The sequence below is a fragment of the Shewanella decolorationis genome, from assembly GCF_004354305.1.
GTDB classification, from domain to species: domain Bacteria; phylum Pseudomonadota; class Gammaproteobacteria; order Enterobacterales; family Shewanellaceae; genus Shewanella; species Shewanella decolorationis.
This window is the reverse complement of record NZ_CP037898.1, coordinates 4,581,721-4,600,583: the sequence shown is the minus strand read 5'-3', so window position 1 is coordinate 4,600,583 and position 18,863 is coordinate 4,581,721. Positions and strand designations below refer to the sequence as shown.

Here is an 18,863-nt window from a genome sequence, read left to right as displayed (position 1 = left end):
CATTAGCGAAGGAAAACACTGAGCCTGTATGGCTTAGTCAGATTTGCGGTTTTTTTATTAACTATCGTTCATTACAGGATATGACACATGGATCACTTGGCTCATCACTATCATGCCCACATCGCCGAGCTTAATCGTCGAGTCGCTGAAATTGTATCGCGTGAAGCATTATCTGGTTTAGTGATCCACTCGGGTCAGCCACATCGAATGTTTTTGGACGACATAAATTACCCGTTTAAAGCCAATCCCCATTTCAAGGCTTGGTTACCCGTGTTGGATAACCCTAATTGCTGGTTGGTGGTGAATGGGCGCGATAAGCCGCAACTGATTTTTTATCGCCCAGTGGATTTTTGGCATAAGGTGTCGGACGTGCCGGAGATGTTCTGGACTGAGCATTTTGAGATCAAGTTACTCACTAAGGCCGATAAAGTTGCCGAGCTATTGCCTAGCGATATCGCCAACTGGGCGTATTTGGGTGAGCATTTAGATGTGGCTGAGGTGCTGGGTTTCACCAGTCGCAATCCTGACTCTGTGATGAGCTACCTGCATTTCCACCGTACTACTAAAACCGAATATGAACTCGAATGTATGCGCCGTGCCAACCAGATTGCGGTGCAAGGGCATTTAGCGGCTAAAAATGCCTTCTATAACGGTGCGAGCGAGTTTGAAATTCAGCAGCAGTATTTATCAGCCGTGGGACAGGGCGAGAACGAAGTGCCCTACGGTAATATCATAGCCTTAAATCAAAATGCGGCGATTTTGCATTACACCGCGCTTGAGCATCAAAATCCGGTGCGCCGCTTATCTTTTTTAATCGATGCGGGTGCCAGTTACTTTGGCTATGCGTCGGATATCACTCGTACCTATGCGTTTGAGAAGAATCGTTTCGACGAATTAATCACTGCCATGAATAAGGCGCAGCTCGAACTGATTGATATGATGCGTCCGGGTGTGCGTTATCCCGATTTACATTTGGCGACCCATGGCAAAGTCGCGCAAATGCTGTTGGATTTTGAGTTAGCCACGGGCGATGCCCAAGGTTTAGTCGACCAAGGTATTACAAGTGCCTTCTTCCCCCACGGACTCGGTCATATGTTAGGTTTGCAAGTGCATGATGTGGGAGGTTTTGCCTTCGATGAGCGTGGTACCCATATTCCGGCCCCTGAGGCTCATCCGTTCCTGCGTTGCACCCGCATTTTGGCTCCAAACCAAGTGCTTACCATGGAGCCAGGTTTGTACATTATCGACACGTTACTCAATGAGCTAAAACAAGATAGCCGTGGCCAGCAGATCAATTGGCGCACCGTTGATGAGCTGCGACCTTTCGGTGGTATTCGTATCGAGGATAATGTGATTGTGCATCAAGATCGAAACGAAAATATGACCCGCGAACTGGGCTTAGCGTGAGTTTAGGGAGAGCGAGTGCTCGAAAGTTATCTGATACCGAGTGAAAATGTGCAGATAGAAGAAGAGATAAAGCATAGCCGCTTTATCTCTTTTCTATTTCATTGCACGAGTTTAGAACAATTGAAGTTAGTACTTACTGACATAAAGCGAGATTATCCCGGCGCTAGTCATTATTGCTATGCCTTTATTGCTGGAGCACCCAACGACAGCATTGCCATCGGTTCGAGTGACGATGGAGAGCCTGCGGGCAGTGCAGGTCGTCCAATGCTCGCAGTATTGCAAGGTGCGAATATTGGTGAAGTCGGTGCCGTGGTTGTGCGTTTCTATGGTGGTACTAAGTTAGGCGTGGGCGGTTTAGTACGTGCCTATACCTCGGGATTACGCCAAGGTTTAGGGCAATTGCCGACGCGAGTGAAGCAATTACGTTATCCAGCAAAACTGCATTGTGATTACACCCAATTAAGGGATGTTGAACATCTACTGCAGCAGTTAGAGGCGGTGATCATAGATAAGCAATTTGCCGAAGCCGTTGATATCCATTTTGAAATAGGCAAACAACAGCAGGGCATATTGAATGAATCGTTGGCTACTTTGAGTCAGGGCAGCCTGTGCGCAGAGTTTGAGCTGTGATGCCTGCGTAAATTATGCCAAAATATGCAAAATGCTGAAAATACCTTTGCAGCCAATGGAATAATTGAACAAGCGGAATGCAATACAAAACCATAATAAGAATCATAGGTCTGCTTATCGGCCTGTTCTCCATCACTATGCTGCCGCCAGCCTTAATCGCCATTTGGTATAACGATGGCGGTGGTACTGCGTTTATTCAGGCATTTTTTGTCAGCTTATTTATCGGTTTTTGGCTCTGGTACCCTAATCGTCGCTGCAAAGAGGAATTGCGAACCCGCGAGGGGTTTCTGATTGTGGTCCTGTTCTGGACCGTTCTTGGCTCCATCGGTGCCTTGCCTTTTATCTTCTCAAGCCAACCCGATCTCAGCTGGACCGACAGTTTTTTCGAATCCTTCTCCGCACTGACCACCACGGGAGCCACAGTCATTGTCGGACTGGACTCCTTGCCTAAGGCAATCTTGTTTTATCGGCATATGCTGCAATGGCTCGGCGGTATGGGGATCATCGTTCTAGCTGTGGCGATTCTGCCAGTGCTTGGGGTTGGGGGCATGCAGCTGTATCGCGCCGAGATCCCAGGGCCCGTGAAGGACAGTAAGATGACGCCGAGGATTGCCGAAACGGCCAAGGCGTTATGGTACATCTATCTATTGCTAACCATTGCCTGTGCGGGCGCTTATTGGTTGGCGGGGATGAGCGTATTCGATGCCGTGTGTCACTCGTTTTCGACCATCGCCATCGGGGGCTTTTCGACCCACGATGCCAGTATGGGATACTTCGATAGCTCAGTGATCAACCTGATTTGTGTGTTCTTTTTGATTGTCTCAGCGGTGAACTTTAGCGTTCACTTTGCGGCATTTTCGCGCCGCGGGATCAATTTTAGAGTCTATTTCCGAGATACTGAGTTCAAGATGCTGGTGGCGATTCAGTTGGTGCTAACGGCGATTTGCTTCTTAACCCTTTATCACTCAGGGATTTATGACTCGCCAGAAGAAACCTTAGATCACGCCTTATTCCAAGCGGTTTCGGTAGCGACGACCGCAGGCTTTGGTACCGAAAGCTTCCATATGTGGCCGCTTTTCCTGCCGATTCTATTGATCTTCTCAAGCTTTATCGGTGGATGTGGTGGCTCAACTGCGGGTGGGATTAAGGTGATCCGGGTTATCCTGCTGCTGTTGCAAGGTTCACGCGAACTTAAACGTCTTGTTCACCCTAAGGCGATGTTCTCAATTCGTATCGGCTCCAAAGCATTACCTGATCGGGTTGTCGATGCCGTGTGGGGTTTTTTCTCCGCCTACGCCTTAGTCTTTGTGCTGTGTATGTTAGCACTGATGGCCATGGGACTGGACGATATTACCGCCTTTAGTGCCACGGCGGCCTGCTTAAATAACCTCGGCCCAGGGCTTGGGGAAGTAGCAAGCAACTACGCTAGTATTGGTGATGGTGCCAAATGGGTGCTGGTGGTGGCTATGTTATTTGGTCGCCTTGAAGTCTTTACCTTGCTGATTTTGTTCACGCCAACTTTCTGGAGGGATTAACATGCAGACACTAATCATCTATTCGACAATCGATGGCCAAACACTGGAAATCTGTCGCAAAATCAAATCGCTTGCCGAACAAGCGGGTGAGCAAGTGTCTTTAGTGAGTTTAGAACAGGCCGAAGCCCTAAGCCTTGCCGATTTCGATAAGGTGTTGATTGGCGCGAGTATTCGTTATGGCAAACATAGGCCCGATCTCTACCAGTTTGTGAATCGCAATCATGCTGTGTTGGACAGTAAAATCAACGGCTTTTTTACCGTGAATGTGGTGGCGCGCAAGCCATTAAAGAACACGCCAGAAACCAATCCTTATATGCAAAAGTTCCTCAAATTATCCCTGTGGCAGCCACAGCAATTGGCGGTGTTTGCCGGCAAAATTGATTACCCTAAATACGGCTTATTCGACCGCACTATGATCCGTTTTATCATGTGGATGACCAAGGGACCAACCGATCTGAAGGGCACCTTCGAGTTTACCGACTGGGGTAAAGTCGAAGCCTTTGGGGCACACTTTAGCAAGCTGTAAAAATGATAAAGCCCTAGTCTCAAGCTAGGGCTTTATTGTTACCGCCAGACACTATTTATACGGCGCAGTAACGGCTGTGGAGAATCGAAATCACTTGGGTGACTTGCTCATTCTTAAGCTTGTAATACACAATCTGCGAGCTCTTACGGGTATCGACTAAGTCTTCGGCTCGCAATACCGCCAAATGCTGTGATAGTGCCGATTGGCTTAAAGGCACAGTCTCATTCAGCTCGGTTACGCTCAGCTCTTTATCCAGCAATAGGCACAAAATCATTAAGCGATAAGGATTCGCTATGGCTTTGAGCCATTTAGCCGCACTTTCCGCATTCGTTACCATTGCATTTACATCAATATCATTTTGCATAAGGTACTCACTTTATCGCTTTTGATTAGATAATTCTAATTGAAGATGTTTCTATACGCAATCATACTGCTCGGCAATTCAGATCTCAATTTTTGCATTTCAGAATATGAGACAACGCTGATTTGTGATCCTATCAGGGGTTTATTTAACCAATGATTGCCACAATGGTGACATACTTTTACTGAACGGGAATACCCCATGACACGCATTCTGGTGCTTTATTTTACCCGTGGTGGCCATACGGCCAAAATAGCGAATGCGATTGCGCAGCAATTAACCCTGCGTGGCGCCAAGGTTGACTTGGTGGATATTAATAGTGCGGCGGCCACCAGAATTAACTGGCCCGATTATCAACTGGTAGCACTAGGGGCTTGCGTGCTCTATGGCACCTACGATAAGAGCGTATTTCAATTTATTGAGCAGAATGCGCCAGCTTTGAGTGCGTTGCCAAACAGTTTCTTCTGCGTCAACGTGGTGGCGCGTAATCCGGAGAAACGCATCCCCGAGAACAACAAATATCTGCAAAAATTCATTGCTTTATCACCTTGGACTCCCGCCGATTTGAAGATTATCGCCGGTAAGGTAGATTACCCCTCATGGCCTTGGTACGACAGGCTGATGATCCAGCTGATTATGAAAATCACCAAAGGACCAACGGATCCTAAGGCGGTGATCGATTATACCGACTGGGAAGATGTGAAGGTCTATGCCGACCATCTGCTAACCTTGGTCGAGGTTGCTGAACCCGCCTAATAAAAATGCGCTCTGTGAGCGCATTTTTGCTTTATAACATTTAGTACTTCCAAAAACTGGGATGGAACAGTACTGCCACGGTTAAAATTTCTAAGCGGCCGAGCAGCATACCCAAAGAAAGTGCCCATTTAGCCAAATCGGGCAGTGTCGAGAAGTTACCCGCTGGGCCAATGATGGGGCCAAGCCCGGGGCCAACGTTGGTGACTGCGGTAATGGCGCCTGTAAAGCTGGTCATGGGGTCGAGTCCCGTCAGCACCAGAATCACAGATAATCCAACAATCACAAACATAAACAGCAGCACAAAGGTGATCAGTGAACGCACAATATCTTCACTGATCAAACGGTTGTTATAGCGCTCTCGGAAGATGCCATTGGGGTGACATTGCTGCTTTAACTGCTCGCGCATAATGGCGCCAGCAATTTGGAAGCGGAAGATTTTAATCCCGCCTGAGGTAGAGCCAGAGCAGCTACCGACAAACATTAAGAACAGGAAAGCGATATTGGCAAACGCACCCCAAGCGCCATAGTCTGTTAAACCATATCCAGTTGTCGTGACCACAGATACAACGTTAAAGCTGGAGAGGCGCAGCGCGTCGATAAGGGCGATATCCCTCGTCTGCCACAGCCAGAAGCCAATAAAACAAGACACAAAAGTAAGGAAAAACAAGAAGCCTTTGACTTGAGCATCGTTCCAGACGGTGAAGTCTCGCTGCTGGATCATTTGCACAAACATCAGCAGGGGTAAACCACCCGCCGCCATAAACACAACGCCAACCCAATGTGCCGAATTTGAAAACGCCGCCATTGAGCTATCTGAAGTAGAGTACCCTCCTGTCGACAGTGTGGTCATCGCATGGTTGATGGCTTGAAACCAAGTCATGCCAGCAAGATGATAGGCAACACAGCACATCACGGTCAGTAAGATATAGATAAAAAAGAGATGCTTAGCCATGTTTTGAGTGCGCGGCACCGCCTTATCGCTCCAATCCGATGACTCGGTGCGGAACAGCCGCATACCACCGACGTTTAAGAAGGGCAGAATCGCTACTGCCATCACGATAAAGCCAATACCGCCCAGCCATTGCAATAACGAGCGCCAGATTAAGATACTGTGGTCCATAGTATCTAAGCCCGAGAGCACGGTTGAACCTGTGGTGGTAATGCCGGACATGGTCTCGAAGAAGGCGTCTGTATAGCCAATGCCGTGGTACAAGGTAAATGGCATGGCGGCAAACAGGCTCACGATCAGCCAGGTGAGGCTGGTGAGCAGAAACATATCGCGAATATTGAGGTTAATGGTTTTGCTCTGGCCGTTATGCAAACAGAGGCTGGCGCAAATCCCTGTGACTAAAGCCGACAGCATGAAAGATCCCACGGTTTCCTCACCGTTAAATACGGCAAGGAGCAGGGGCGCTAACATAAAGGCTGTTAACATCGACAGAAACAGCCCCAAAATAAACAATAGCGGTCTAAAGTTCAGCATAAGATTTTGACTTAGAAGAAGAAAGCGCTAGGTTGGAACAGTTTCTCGACTTCGCCGACAAACTTTTTGTTCACAAGGAACAGAATTACGTGGTCCCCTTGCTCAATCACTGTCTTGTCGTGGGCCATCAGCACTTCTTCATTCCGTACTATGGCGCCAATGGTCGTTCCCGGCGGCAGCTTGATATCGCCAATCGCCTTGCCAACAACCTTGGATGTGCTGGAGTCGCCATGGGCAATAGCTTCAATCGCTTCGGCGGCTCCACGGCGTAACGAATACACGTTACAGATATCGCCTTGGCGGATGTGGGTCAGTAAGGCTGAAATCGTCGCCTGCTGGGGTGAAATTGCGATATCGATATTGGCTTCTTGCACAATATCCACATAGGCTTCGCGCTGGATCAGTACCATCACCTTTTTCGCCCCCATGCGTTTAGCGAGCAGAGCGGACATGATGTTGGCTTCATCGTCGTTGGTGACGGCAATAAACACGTCGGTTTGGTCGATATGTTCTTCGAGCAGCAACTCTTGATCTGAAGCATCACCACAAAATACCGTGGTATTTTCAAGCTGTTCGGATAAAGATTCGGCGCGTTCAAACTTATGCTCAATCAGCTTGACTGAGTGGGTGCGTTCGAGGCGTTTAGCCAGGCCTAAGCCGATGTTACCACCGCCGGCAATCATGATATTGCGGTAGGAGTTATCTAGCTTTTGCATCTCGCTCATTACGGCGCGGATATGGCGACTGTCGGCGACGAAAAACACTTCGTCATCGGCTTCGATAATCGTTGTGCCACGGGGCATGATAGGGCGACCTTGGCGGAAAATCGCCGCCACCCGGGTATCAATATTCGGCATATGTTCGCGTAGCGCGGCCAAGGCGTTGCCGACTAAAGGGCCGCCGTAATAGGCGCGAACCGCAACCAAACTCAAGCGGCCTTCGGCAAATTCGAGTACTTGCAGCGCCCCAGGATATTCAACCAAACGTTGAATGTAAGCGGTCACTAACTGTTCAGGTGCGATAAGCTCATCGATCACAAAACCGCCGCGAGGACGCCCCTCGCTATTCTTGGTTTCACTGTCGATAAATAATTTATCGCGCATCGCCAGATAAGGTTCGGAGCGAATACGGGCGATTTTAGTCGGTGTACCAAATAGGCTGTAGGCCATTTGGCAGGCGACCATGTTGCATTCATCGCTGTTGGTCACAGCAATCAGCATGTCGGCATCTTCGGCGCCTGCTTCTTTGAGTACATCGGGGTGGGCACCATGGCCCGCCACGACGCGAAGGTCATATTTATCCTGCAGGGCGCGTAATCTGGATTTGTCGCTATCGACTATGGTGATATCGTTGTTTTCACCCACCAAATTTTCGGCCAAGGTTCCCCCGACTTGACCCGCACCTAATATGATAATTTTCATGGCCTTGCTTACTTCCTAATGGGTCGCTTTCAATAAACGGGCGTAATAAAACCCGTCCATGTTGTGTTGTCCCGGCGTGATTTGCCAACCAATATCTTGGCTTGAAGCCTGCTGGGCAAGAGTGTCTAGCTTAGCATCTGCGGTTCTGGCTAAAAATGCACTAATTTGGTCTCGATTTTCCTGCGGCAAAATAGAGCAAGTTGCATACAGGAGTGTGCCACCGGGCTTGAGCCACTTCCAGCAGTGATCGAGAATTTGTCTTTGCAGCTCAGCCAGTTCTTCGATGTCATGGTTTTTACGTAACCACTTGATATCGGGATGACGGCGGATAACGCCCGTCGCCGAGCAAGGTGCGTCGAGTAAGATACGATCAAACTGTTCACCCTGCCACCATGAGTCGATGTTGGCCGCATCGCCATGAATAACTTCCGCTTTTAATGACAAACGGTCAAGGTTCTGTTGCACGCGCTCGAGACGTTTAGCATCGAAATCGACGGCGACCAGTTGGATGCTGGGTTCAAGTTCGAGTAAATGGCAGCTTTTGCCGCCCGGTGCAGCACAGGCATCGAGAACCAGTTCGTTGGCTTGCGGAGCCAGCAGAGTCGCGGCCCATTGGGCGGCGCCATCTTGCACCGAGGCCGCACCTTCATGGAAACGCGGCAATGTTGCCACATCCTTGGGATGGGCAAGTAGAATGGCATCATCACTGAGGCCCACACTGGCTTCTATCTCTAGCTCACTCAGGGCGGCAAGATATGCATCGCGGCTCTGGGAGAGGCGATTGTTGCGTAACCACATAGGTGGACGCTCATGGCTTTGCTGGATTATCTCTTGCCAATTATCGGGATAAGCGGCTTTTAAGCGCTTAATTAACCAGCCCGGCGTGTTGTAGCTTAAGGTCTCTGACTCTGTGCTCAGCGGTGTTAATTGGCGCTGAATATTACGCAGCACGGCATTGACGACCTTAACCATGCCCTCAAATTTTAACTGACGGCAGGCCTCGGCGGTTTCGGAGATGGCGGCATGGCTTGGAATGCGAGTAAAGTAAAGTTGATAACAGCCAACAATTAATAGCTGGTGGATGATCCTTTGTTTACCTTTAAGCGGCTTAGCCAAACACTCCGCCACGCGTTTTTCGATCTGCGGCAAGGTACGCATCACGCCGTAGCATAGCTCTGCGAGCAGGGCTTTATCTTTACCACTGGCAAGATGCTTTTGCTGTTCTGGCAGTGCAACTGAAAGTGACACGCCTTTCTCTAAGACTTCGAAGATGGCTTTGGCCGCCAGTGCACGCAAGTTCATCATTATTGCGCCTCGTTATTAAGACGAGTATTTGGGGTAAACCAATCGGCGCGGGCATTGAGTATGTCGGCCACGCTGAGTGGTTTTTTACCGGGTAATTGCATGCTGAGCAGAGTTAACACACCATCGCCAGTGGCGACTTCAATGCCTTTTTTACTTGCGCTAATAATAGTGCCGGGTGCGGCATTGCTGCTGGTGGTGCTGACTTGGGTCTGCCACACCTTGATGGTATTGCCTTGGTGCTCAAAATAGCTCACTGGCCAAGGATTGAAGGCGCGGACTTCTTGCCACAATTGAGTTGCGGATTTGCTCCAATCGAGTCTCGCTTCTTCTTTACTGAGCTTTTCGGCGTAGTTAGCTAAGGCTTCATCTTGTTTTTCAGCCGCTAGAGTGCCGTTGGCTAAACCTTCGAGTGCTTGCAGCAGTGCGTCTGGCCCTTGCAGAGCTAACTTCTCGTAAAGGGTGGCGGAAGTATCATCATCTTCAATCGGCAAGTAGGTTTTCAGTAGCATGTCGCCCGTATCTAGGCCGACATCCATTTGCATGATAGTCACACCGGTTTCTTTATCGCCTGCCCACAATGCGCGTTGAATCGGCGCCGCACCGCGCCAGCGTGGCAAAATAGAACCATGAACATTGATACAGCCTAAACGCGGCGTGTCGAGCACTACTTTAGGCAGGATTAAGCCGTAGGCGACCACCACCATAATATCGGCATTGAGGGCGGCAAGTTCTTGCTGCGCGGGTTCTTTACGCAGTGAACCTGGCTGATAAACCGGAATGTCGTGGCTGACTGCGAGTTCTTTCACTGGGCTGGCGGTGAGTTTTTTACCGCGCCCTGCGGGTCTGTCCGGCTGAGTGTAGACGGCAATCACATTGTGATGTGAGTTGATCAGCGCCTGTAAATGGCGAGCGGCAAAATCCGGTGTTCCGGCGAAGATGATATTGAGTGGTTTCAAATCTGGTCCTAATGTTTATCTGGCGTCCTGTCTGGCCGCTTTTTCAAGTTTCTGTTTGATCCGTTGGCGCTTCAATGGCGACAGGTAATCGACAAATAACTTACCTTTGAGGTGATCCATTTCATGCTGAATACAAATAGCAAAAAGCTCATCGGCTTCAACGGTGAATTCATTACCGTGTCTATCCAATGCCTTAACGGTAACAAACTCGGCGCGGTCGACCTTGGCATAGATACCTGGGACTGACAGACAACCTTCTTCGTTACAGAAATCACCGCTACTGGCAATAATTTCGGGATTGATAAAGACTTTAGGACGTTCGACCTCGTCTTGTAAATCCATCACGATCAGTTGCTTATGATAGTCGACTTGGGTTGCGGCCAGACCAATGCCTTTTTCTTGGTACATGGTCTCGAACATATCATCGATTTGCGTTTGTAACTCAGCAGTAAACTCTGTGATCGGGGTCGCTTGAGTTCGCAATCTTTCATCGGGAAAGCGTAAAACTTTTAATAGTGCCATACTTAAACTCTTAACAAGTCTGTCAAATCTCTATCAGTTGGTTATACTGACTGAGGCTAATGGGCTAATTTTAATCTTTAGTGCCAATCAATAACAGTAAAAGCTCGATTTAAGAGCTAAACAACATGGACCGCACCATGAAACGGCTAATTTTACTTGCGTTAATGACATTTAATTGCACGTTGGTTTCCGCTGATACTCTCACGCTGAAAGCAGGGCATCCTGAGTCATATGTGGTAAAGAAGGGCGATACCCTGTGGGATATCTCTGCTACCTTTTTAAATGATCCTTGGAAGTGGCCACGTTTATGGGATGTTAACCCCCAGATTGCTAACCCTCATTTAATTTACCCAGGCGATCAGCTCACTTTAGTTTTTATCGATGGCCAACCCAGATTAGTGCGCAATGGCGCTAACGAGGGTAAACCCCATATTCGCAAAACTCCAGAAGGACGCGTGATAGCCAAGAGCAATGCGGTTCCTGCGGTTGACTTAGCGTTAATCCAAAATTATCTGGTGCAAAACCGTGTGGTAGATACCGACTGGTTTGCACAACAACCTATGGTGCTCGCAGGTGAGAGTCCTTCGCGTCACCATGTAGTTGGCGATGTGATTTATATCGATAGCGAACTGCCCTTAAACCAAAAGCTGGGTATGTATGAGCGCGGCCGTGAATTCTTTAATAAAGAATCGGGCGATGCGCTCGGACAAGAAGCGATTCTGGCATCGACAGGCCAAGTTATAGAATCTGGTAAAGTGTCTAAGGTAAAAATCCTCAGCAATTACCGTGAAACTAAAGCGGGCTTTAGAGCGTTGCCTATGGAAGATGAAGCCTTAATGTCGGCTTATTTTACGCCAAAACCTGCAGAGCTTAAGACACCTGCGACCGTACTGGCGATTGAGTCAAAAATGCGTGAAGCTGGTAAACTCAATGTCGTCTATCTTGATAAAGGCACGCAGGATGGTGTTGAGCCTGGTGAAGTGTTCTCTATTTACCGCGATGGCGAAGAAATTGTGATCAATAACGATGGCCAACCAGTTCCTGCAATCGAACGTACAGCCTACGATAATGTGGTGGCGTCGATTTCATCAGATCGCTCGCTCAAAATGCCCGATGTTTATAATGGTAAATTGTTAGTATTCAAAGTGTTTGATAAAGCGAGCTTAGGTTTGATTGTCTCGACTGAACGTTCTGTTCGTGTCGACGATAAATTAATGGCGCCAGACTCCTTAGCCTTTAGAGGTCAATAATTACTGAATATTTGGTCGACTGGTTAATTGTAAGTGCGGTATCTGGGCTAGGACCCGCCCGGACACAACAATTATTAACGCACATGGATGTGGACGACCTCAGGCAAAGATTGGAGCATGAAAGACACTCGCTCCCTTTGTCTGATAATCTACTCCATAGCCTAGTTATTGATTATCAAAGGGTTGATGCCGCCCTTGAGTGGCAGCAACAGTCCGAACAGCATCACCTCGTTTGTTTTACCGATCCCCTTTATCCTCCATTACTTAAACAGTTACCCGATCCTCCAAGCGTCTTGTTTATCAAAGGCTGCGTTGAGGCGCTGTTGCTCCCCTCGCTCGCGATAGTCGGGAGTCGTAATGCGTCTCCCGGTGGATTACAGGTTGCTTATCAGTTAGCTCGAGAGATGTCTGCGCTAGGATTTAGTATTTGTAGCGGCATGGCGATGGGGATTGATGGCGCCGCCCATAAAGCCTGTGTTGACCATGGAGGAAGAACGCTTGCCGTGCTCGGAACTGGGATTGATATTATTTATCCGCGTCGACATAAGCAGCTTTATGAGGATATTCAGCACCAAGGCTGTATAATAAGCGAGTTTTGGCCGGATATAGGGCCTTTTGCAGGCAATTTCCCGAAACGAAACCGCATTATTAGCGGTCTTTCTTTAGGTACGCTGGTAGTTGAGGCTTGCCGTAAGAGTGGTTCACTCATCACCGCAAGGTTAGCGATGGAGCAGGGGCGTGAGGTCTTTGCGGTTCCGGGCTCGATTCTCGGCGGCTTTCATCAAGGCTGCCATGATTTATTACGGGATGGGGCAAAACTTGTGGAGAGTGCGGCCGATATAGTGGAAGAGCTGGTAAGTTTGACGGCTTTTCACCTTGAAGAAGTCAACACTCGCCACCATATACAACAAGGTGAGATTTGTGATTTGCCATTTTCATCGCTGTTAGCTAGTGTAGGTTATGAAACTACAACAATTGATGCTGTAGTCGAACATAGTGGGAAAACGATAGATCTGGTGTTAGAACAAATGCTTGAACTTGAGTTGCAAGGTTGGGTTGTTGCAGTACCCGGTGGTTACGTCAGAGTAAAGAGGAGCTAGCCATGTTTGATATCCTCATGTATCTATTTGAAAACTATGTTCACAGTGAAGTTGAACTATTAGTGGATGAAGACGAGTTAACCAAGGAACTCACTCGTGCTGGTTTTCACCAGTCAGAGATTTTGAAAGCCTTAACTTGGTTGGAGCGTCTGGCTGAGTTGCAGGAAGGGGATAAGCCTTACCTGTGTAATCATGATCAGCATTCATTTCGGATTTATACCAAAGAAGAAATGGAAAAGCTGGACGTGGAATGCCGTGGATTCTTGCTATTTTTAGAGCAAGTGAAAGTGCTGAATGTCGAAACCCGTGAGATGGTGATCGACAGAGTCATGGAACTCGATGAGCCTGCATTGATCCTCGAAGATCTTAAGTGGGTGATTCTGATGGTGCTCTTTAATGCGCCTGGCCATGAGTCCGCCTATGAGCAAATGGAAGATTTAATTTTTGAGCAGCCTGAAGAAGGTCGGCTACATTCTTAAGCGTTGCGATGCGATGAATAATGAGAAAGGAGGCTAGCCCTCCTTTTTTGATGCCATAAGCTTGTTAATACCTGTGTGGTGAGTTATCTGCGGATTAGACGCAATGACTGGTGGTAATGATTATGCCTAAGATCGATGAACAACTATTTAGTGCCCATGAGCACGCACTGGAAAAAGAATACGAGCTATGCCCAGAGTGTGGCAGCGAGTTGTCGGTAAAACATAGCAAGCATGGGAGTTTTATTGGTTGTAACAACTATCCCACCTGCCAATATACCCGTCCTTTAGTGCAGCATGAATCGATTGAAACCCAAGTGATTGAAGGTTCCAAGTGTCCTGAGTGTGGCCATGAGTTGGCGGTCAAATCGGGGCGTTTTGGTATCTTTATCGGTTGCACCCAATATCCCAGTTGTACCCACATAGAAAGGCCTGATCAGGAGAACGATAAACCTGAGGTGGCATGTCCCGAATGCAAAACTGGCAAGCTTGAGCATCGTACCAGCCGTTTTGGTAAGAGTTTTTATGCTTGCAGTGCGTATCCCAAATGCAAATTCATCGTGAATTATCCTCCCGTTGCCGAAACTTGCCCGAGTTGTGGCTTTGGTATTTTAGTCGAGCGCAAAGGGGCCGCGGGGATGCGTTTAGAATGTCCGCAAAAAAGCTGTAAATACAAACGCGCGCTTTAGTGTGATCTAGCTCTAAAGATTTGGTCGTATAAACACCCTTGGGTATAATCCCCCATCGACCACGGATGGGGTGGCCAAGGGCTAAAAATGCCAAAACGTGTTTGTAGAAATCGATTCAATTTATAAGGTGATATTAAGATGTTACAGCTGCACCCATCTGAAATTAAAGACATAGTGCTAAACGGTGGTGTTATCGCCTATCCCACTGAAGCCGTTTACGGTTTGGGCTGCGATCCCGACAACGACACCGCCATCCAAAAATTACTCGCGGTAAAGCAACGTCCTTGGCAGAAGGGGCTTATCTTAGTGGCAAGCGAGTTTTCCCAGTTAGTGGATTATGTCGATGAGTCACAGTTGAGCGCCGAGCAACTCGAGTTTGCCTTTTCTAAATGGCCTGGTCCCTTTACCTTTGTAATGCCGATTAAGCCGCATGTTTCGCGCTATCTATGTGGTGAGTTTGATTCTATCGCCGTGCGCGTCTCCGCCCATGAAGGGGTGCGCGCCTTATGCCAAGCCTTAGGTAAACCACTGGTCTCGACTAGCGCCAATTTAGCAGGCGAAGATCCCGCACTCTGCGCTGATGAAATTCTTAATGCCTTTGAGGGTAAGATTGATGCCTTAGTGTTAGGGCGATTAGGCGAGCAGCGTCAACCCTCCACCATTATTGATGCCCGCAGCGGTAAGATATTACGTAACGGACAATAACTGATTTATAACGCAAAGGATAAAAGCAGATGAGCGTGCCAGATGCGACAGTGGTAAAAGCATTTTTACTCGATCTACAGAATCGAATTTGTGCGGGTCTTGAGCAATTGGATGGCCAAGCAAGCTTTGCGGCTGATTCATGGACGCGCACCGAAGGCGGTGGTGGTACCAGTCGTGTATTAACCCAAGGTGCGGTATTCGAGCAAGCTGGGGTGAACTTTTCCCATGTAACAGGTGCGGCCATGCCCGCATCGGCAACGGCTCATCGCCCAGAGTTGGCGGGTCGTAGTTTTGAGGCCATGGGCGTTTCTTTAGTGATTCACCCTAAAAATCCTTATATTCCAACTACCCATGCTAACGTGCGTTTCTTTATCGCCCATAAAGACGGCGCGGATCCCGTTTGGTGGTTTGGTGGTGGTTTTGACTTAACGCCTTACTATCCTTTCGAAGAAGATGTGCGTGAGTGGCATCAAACCGCTAAAAATCTGTGTCTGCCCTTTGGAGACGACGTATATCCTAAATATAAGAAGTGGTGTGATGAGTATTTCTTCCTGCCACATCGTAATGAAACCCGCGGCGTGGGCGGATTGTTTTTCGATGACTTGAATCAAGCTGGCTTCGATAAGAGTTTCGATTTTATGCAAGCGGTGGGCAATGGCTTCTTAACCGCTTATGCGCCGATTGTTGAGCGCCGTAAAGAGACGCCCTATGGCGAGCGTGAGCGTGAGTTCCAATTGTATCGTCGCGGTCGTTATGTTGAGTTCAATCTGGTATACGACAGAGGCACCTTGTTTGGCCTGCAAACCGGTGGTCGAACAGAGTCTATTTTGATGTCAATGCCGCCATTGGTTCGCTGGCAATATGCTTATACGCCAGAGTCGGGTAGCCCTGAGGCAGATCTCTACGATAATTACCTCAAGCCTCGAGATTGGGTATAAGCACGCTAACACGAGTCGCGTAATCGTACTTTACTGATTACGCATATGATCGGCCAGAGTGGAAATCGCCTCATAGATAGCGGCGCGATGCTCTGGCTTTTTTATATGTTTTTCAATGGCAAACTTCATGCAAAATAGCCATTGATCCCGCATCGTCTCATCTACAGCGAAGGGCATATGCCGAGCGCGTAATGCGGGATGACCATACTTTTGCTGATATAACTGCGGACCGCCGAGCCAGCCGCTTAAAAATTCATAGAGCTTTTGTTCCGACTCCGCAATCGGCGCTCGGTGAATCGCGAATAAAGCTTGTGTTTCTTCTGAGCTTGCCATTTTCTGATAGAAACTATTGGCAATAGCACGGATCACTTTGTCGCCACCAATTAAATCATAGGCATTAGACTGATTCGGATCCCTGTCATCCGGCACGCTCGTGTGTTTACTAAAAATCTTTTTAAGCCAGTTCATAGGTCTAACTGCACTGCATCTACAATATTGATGCGCGCATTATAGCCGGAATGCCACAGCGAAACAGAAGGCTAAAGTCAGAGGGCAACAACTTAGGAGCTGTGCTACCGCCGAAAAGCACGCTAGACTGCAAGCCATTCCACAGCCAATAGAATTCCGCAGATGACAGATATGCCCTCAGTAACTATGCCAGCGCTTGATCGATATGCCGTGTTTGGCAATCCGATAGGTCACAGTAAATCGCCCTTTATCCATGGACAGTTTGCGTTTCTTACGCAACAGTCTTTGAGCTATGAAGCTATTTTGGCGCCCATCGATGATTTTGAAGCGAGTTTACGAGCATTTTTTCAGGCGGGAGGAAAGGGCGCGAATGTGACTGTGCCCTTTAAAGAGCAAGCCTTTGCCCTCTGCGATAGCTTAAGTGCCGAAGCGACACTGGCGGGTGCGGTCAATACCCTAAGCTTGTTGGCCGATGGCACTCTTTATGGAGATAACACAGATGGTCTGGGGCTGGTGGCCGATCTTGTTCGCCATCTCGGCAGTTTGCAGCATAAGCGGGTACTCTTGGTGGGGGCTGGCGGTGCGGCGCGCGGCTGTATCTTGCCATTGCTCAAGGCTGAAGTCGGGCAATTGGTTATCACCAACCGAACCCAAAGTAAGGCACAGGCCTTAGTGGATATTTTTAGCCAAGTACAAGAAGGGCGCTACAGCGATAAACTCCAGGCTGTATCGATGTCAGAGTTGTCGGGGGGGGGCGATTTAGTGATTAACTCGACCTCAGCGAGTCTAGCGGGAGAGTTACCACCACTACCACAGTTCATCATCAGCAACAAAACGGCTTGCTACGATATGATGTATGGCGCCAAACCAACGGCATTTAATCAATGGGCTTTGCAACAGGGCGCAGCGCAAGTGATTGATGGACTGGGTATGCTTGTCGGTCAAGCGGCGAAGAGTTTTGCACTCTGGCGTGGCGTCGAGCCAGATACCTCAGGAGTGCTTAAATTGCTCAGGGACAAACTACAGGCCGACGCGCAATAGAGGCTCAAGAGGAAGATAAGATGAATCAGAGTATTTTATTCCCCGATCTGCAACATTGGGATGAAACCCAAAAGCAAATTTGCTTTATTGCCCAGCAGCAGGGAATGAACATTAAGTGCTATATCAGCGCGCAGAAGTTGGCGCAGTTAAATGATTTTTCGCCTCAACCTAGTAGCGATGAAGCGGCTGCTATGTTAGCGCTATTTGATGCGGTGCGATTCGATGCGGAAGAAATGGCGGAAGCCTTAATTGAAGCAGAAGAGTTTGATGAGTTTGGCGCAGTACACTTAGGCTAAGTACAACGCAATAGTCTAAGCACAACATAAGCAAGATGGCAGCTTAAATTCTGCCATCTCGATTTAATAGAAACATTACTCTGGCTGAGGTTCCGCCAAGTATTCGTTTTTCAAGCGCACATAGTTATCTGCGGATTCAGGTAAAAACTTCAATTCCGCTTCGGTTAAAGGTCGCGCCTGTTTCGCAGGGCTGCCGACATATAAGTAGCCGCTCTGCAGCACTTTACCTGGCGGTACTAACGAACCCGCACCTAAAATCACATCATCTTCTAATATGGCACCGTCGAGGATAATCGCACCCATCCCCACTAATACACGATTGCCAACCTTGCAGCCATGCAGCATCGCCTTATGCCCAATCGTCACATCATCACCAATGATCAATGGATGACCGTCAGGACGAGAGGGGGATTTACGGGTCACGTGCAATATGCTGCCATCCTGCACATTGGAGCGCTTACCAATACGAATATGGTTTACGTCACCACGCGCCGCCACCATAGGCCAAATGCTGGCGTCTGTATCTAAAGCGATATCGCCAACGAGTACCGAAGCAGAGTCTACATACACATTATCGCCGAGTTGTGGATGAATCCCTTGGTAAGTTCTGAGTGGCCCTGACATAAAAAAGTCCCTAATTGAGTGGTTTTTCGCATTATAAAGGCTAAAAACTGACTGGTCAGGTCAAATATCCAACGAACAGTGCAAAAAAGCCAATTATCTTTAATTTAGGGGTTGCACAAAAAGTTTCGGTGCCTATAATGCGCATCCACTGACACGGCAGGCAGCGAAAGCGGATGCGGTTACAGTGCGAATCGAATGCAAAATGTGCACTTGATTCGAAAGCCTCAAGAAGTTTGCAAAAACGCCTTGACGCCAAATGGGAAATGCGTAGAATACGCAGCCCTGACCCGCTGAGCGGTAACGCAAAAGCCGAGGTCAAATGCTCTTTAACAATCTAAACAAGAAATCTGTGTGGACACTCACAGGTGTTGAGT

21 protein-coding genes are annotated in these 18,863 nt (G+C 48.4%); 13 read left to right on the top strand and 8 right to left on the bottom strand.

Annotation, left to right across the window (positions count from 1 at the left end):
• Window positions 1-87: 87 nt before the first annotated feature.
• The 4 genes from pepQ to hemG (EYR25_RS20630) all read left to right on the top strand — a co-directional run bounded on the left by pepQ (window position 88) and on the right by hemG (EYR25_RS20630) (window position 4,098).
• Complete coding sequence (gene pepQ / locus EYR25_RS20645) at window positions 88-1,407, top strand: Xaa-Pro dipeptidase (protein WP_133182607.1); 1,320 nt, start codon at window positions 88-90, stop codon at window positions 1,405-1,407.
• Window positions 1,408-1,422: 15 nt separating this feature from the next.
• On the top strand, window positions 1,423-2,037 hold the full coding sequence (locus tag EYR25_RS20640) for a YigZ family protein (RefSeq protein WP_133182604.1): 615 nt from the start codon (window positions 1,423-1,425) through the stop codon (window positions 2,035-2,037).
• 77 nt (window positions 2,038-2,114) lie between these two features.
• The gene (locus tag EYR25_RS20635; protein ID WP_011620857.1) at window positions 2,115-3,572 is read left to right on the top strand and encodes a TrkH family potassium uptake protein; all 1,458 of its coding nucleotides are present in this window, start codon (window positions 2,115-2,117) and stop codon (window positions 3,570-3,572) included.
• A gap of 1 nt (window position 3,573) precedes the next feature.
• Window positions 3,574-4,098, top strand: coding sequence for a menaquinone-dependent protoporphyrinogen IX dehydrogenase (gene hemG / locus EYR25_RS20630; protein ID WP_133182602.1), 525 nt, complete (start codon window positions 3,574-3,576; stop codon window positions 4,096-4,098).
• 55 nt (window positions 4,099-4,153) lie between these two features.
• Here the strand turns inward: hemG (EYR25_RS20630) and EYR25_RS20625 are convergent, their stop codons facing one another.
• Window positions 4,154-4,462 (bottom strand): ArsR/SmtB family transcription factor, encoded by a 309-nt coding sequence (locus EYR25_RS20625; RefSeq protein ID WP_023266030.1) that lies wholly within the window; start codon window positions 4,460-4,462, stop codon window positions 4,154-4,156.
• A 198-nt stretch (window positions 4,463-4,660) separates the two neighbouring features.
• On the opposite strand from EYR25_RS20625, the gene hemG (EYR25_RS20620) reads away from it, so the two are divergent.
• Window positions 4,661-5,215 (top strand): menaquinone-dependent protoporphyrinogen IX dehydrogenase, encoded by a 555-nt coding sequence (gene hemG, locus EYR25_RS20620; RefSeq protein WP_133182600.1) that lies wholly within the window; start codon window positions 4,661-4,663, stop codon window positions 5,213-5,215.
• A 40-nt stretch (window positions 5,216-5,255) separates the two neighbouring features.
• On the opposite strand, the gene EYR25_RS20615 is transcribed toward hemG (EYR25_RS20620), so the two are convergent.
• From EYR25_RS20615 to def, 5 genes are read right to left on the bottom strand one after another with little or no spacing between them, the layout of a single operon-like run.
• Window positions 5,256-6,698 carry a TrkH family potassium uptake protein gene (locus EYR25_RS20615; RefSeq protein ID WP_133182598.1) on the bottom strand — a complete coding sequence of 481 codons (1,443 nt, stop codon included), beginning with the start codon at window positions 6,696-6,698 and terminating at the stop codon, window positions 5,256-5,258.
• An 11-nt stretch (window positions 6,699-6,709) separates the two neighbouring features.
• Window positions 6,710-8,119 carry a Trk system potassium transporter TrkA gene (trkA, locus tag EYR25_RS20610; RefSeq protein ID WP_023266027.1) on the bottom strand — a complete coding sequence of 470 codons (1,410 nt, stop codon included), beginning with the start codon at window positions 8,117-8,119 and terminating at the stop codon, window positions 6,710-6,712.
• Window positions 8,120-8,134: 15 nt separating this feature from the next.
• The gene (gene rsmB, locus EYR25_RS20605) at window positions 8,135-9,421 is read right to left on the bottom strand and encodes a 16S rRNA (cytosine(967)-C(5))-methyltransferase RsmB (RefSeq protein ID WP_133182978.1); all 1,287 of its coding nucleotides are present in this window, start codon (window positions 9,419-9,421) and stop codon (window positions 8,135-8,137) included.
• A gap of 2 nt (window positions 9,422-9,423) precedes the next feature.
• Window positions 9,424-10,380 carry a methionyl-tRNA formyltransferase gene (gene fmt / locus EYR25_RS20600; protein ID WP_023266025.1) on the bottom strand — a complete coding sequence of 319 codons (957 nt, stop codon included), beginning with the start codon at window positions 10,378-10,380 and terminating at the stop codon, window positions 9,424-9,426.
• A 15-nt stretch (window positions 10,381-10,395) separates the two neighbouring features.
• Window positions 10,396-10,902, bottom strand: a complete 507-nt coding sequence (def, locus tag EYR25_RS20595) for a peptide deformylase (protein ID WP_133182596.1) — start codon at window positions 10,900-10,902, stop codon at window positions 10,396-10,398.
• A gap of 125 nt (window positions 10,903-11,027) precedes the next feature.
• Between def and EYR25_RS20590 the strand changes: the two genes are divergently transcribed.
• From EYR25_RS20590 to hemF, 6 genes are all read left to right on the top strand, one after another.
• The gene (locus EYR25_RS20590; RefSeq protein WP_133182594.1) at window positions 11,028-12,152 is read left to right on the top strand and encodes a LysM peptidoglycan-binding domain-containing protein; all 1,125 of its coding nucleotides are present in this window, start codon (window positions 11,028-11,030) and stop codon (window positions 12,150-12,152) included.
• A gap of 11 nt (window positions 12,153-12,163) precedes the next feature.
• Window positions 12,164-13,252, top strand: coding sequence for a DNA-processing protein DprA (gene dprA, locus EYR25_RS20585; protein WP_133182591.1), 1,089 nt, complete (start codon window positions 12,164-12,166; stop codon window positions 13,250-13,252).
• Between the two features lie 2 nt (window positions 13,253-13,254).
• Complete coding sequence (locus tag EYR25_RS20580; RefSeq protein ID WP_011620868.1) at window positions 13,255-13,731, top strand: DUF494 family protein; 477 nt, start codon at window positions 13,255-13,257, stop codon at window positions 13,729-13,731.
• A 122-nt stretch (window positions 13,732-13,853) separates the two neighbouring features.
• Window positions 13,854-14,417 carry a DNA topoisomerase family protein gene (locus tag EYR25_RS20575; RefSeq protein ID WP_133182589.1) on the top strand — a complete coding sequence of 188 codons (564 nt, stop codon included), beginning with the start codon at window positions 13,854-13,856 and terminating at the stop codon, window positions 14,415-14,417.
• A gap of 138 nt (window positions 14,418-14,555) precedes the next feature.
• Entirely contained in the window at window positions 14,556-15,122 is a 567-nt protein-coding gene (tsaC, locus tag EYR25_RS20570) for an L-threonylcarbamoyladenylate synthase type 1 TsaC (protein ID WP_023266020.1), read from the top strand.
• 29 nt (window positions 15,123-15,151) lie between these two features.
• Window positions 15,152-16,060 carry an oxygen-dependent coproporphyrinogen oxidase gene (hemF, locus tag EYR25_RS20565; RefSeq protein WP_023266019.1) on the top strand — a complete coding sequence of 303 codons (909 nt, stop codon included), beginning with the start codon at window positions 15,152-15,154 and terminating at the stop codon, window positions 16,058-16,060.
• Between the two features lie 30 nt (window positions 16,061-16,090).
• On the opposite strand, the gene EYR25_RS20560 is transcribed toward hemF, so the two are convergent.
• Window positions 16,091-16,528: a group II truncated hemoglobin gene (locus tag EYR25_RS20560; RefSeq protein WP_023266018.1), complete on the bottom strand. Its 438-nt coding sequence runs from the start codon at window positions 16,526-16,528 to the stop codon at window positions 16,091-16,093.
• A gap of 162 nt (window positions 16,529-16,690) precedes the next feature.
• On the opposite strand from EYR25_RS20560, the gene aroE reads away from it, so the two are divergent.
• Together aroE and EYR25_RS20550 are read left to right on the top strand one after the other, a co-directional pair.
• Window positions 16,691-17,569: a shikimate dehydrogenase gene (aroE, locus tag EYR25_RS20555; protein WP_133182587.1), complete on the top strand. Its 879-nt coding sequence runs from the start codon at window positions 16,691-16,693 to the stop codon at window positions 17,567-17,569.
• A 20-nt stretch (window positions 17,570-17,589) separates the two neighbouring features.
• On the top strand, window positions 17,590-17,865 hold the full coding sequence (locus EYR25_RS20550) for a DUF1488 family protein (RefSeq protein WP_133182585.1): 276 nt from the start codon (window positions 17,590-17,592) through the stop codon (window positions 17,863-17,865).
• Between the two features lie 75 nt (window positions 17,866-17,940).
• Here the strand turns inward: EYR25_RS20550 and EYR25_RS20545 are convergent, their stop codons facing one another.
• Complete coding sequence (locus tag EYR25_RS20545; protein ID WP_133182581.1) at window positions 17,941-18,489, bottom strand: gamma carbonic anhydrase family protein; 549 nt, start codon at window positions 18,487-18,489, stop codon at window positions 17,941-17,943.
• Window positions 18,490-18,863: the final 374 nt, after the last annotated feature.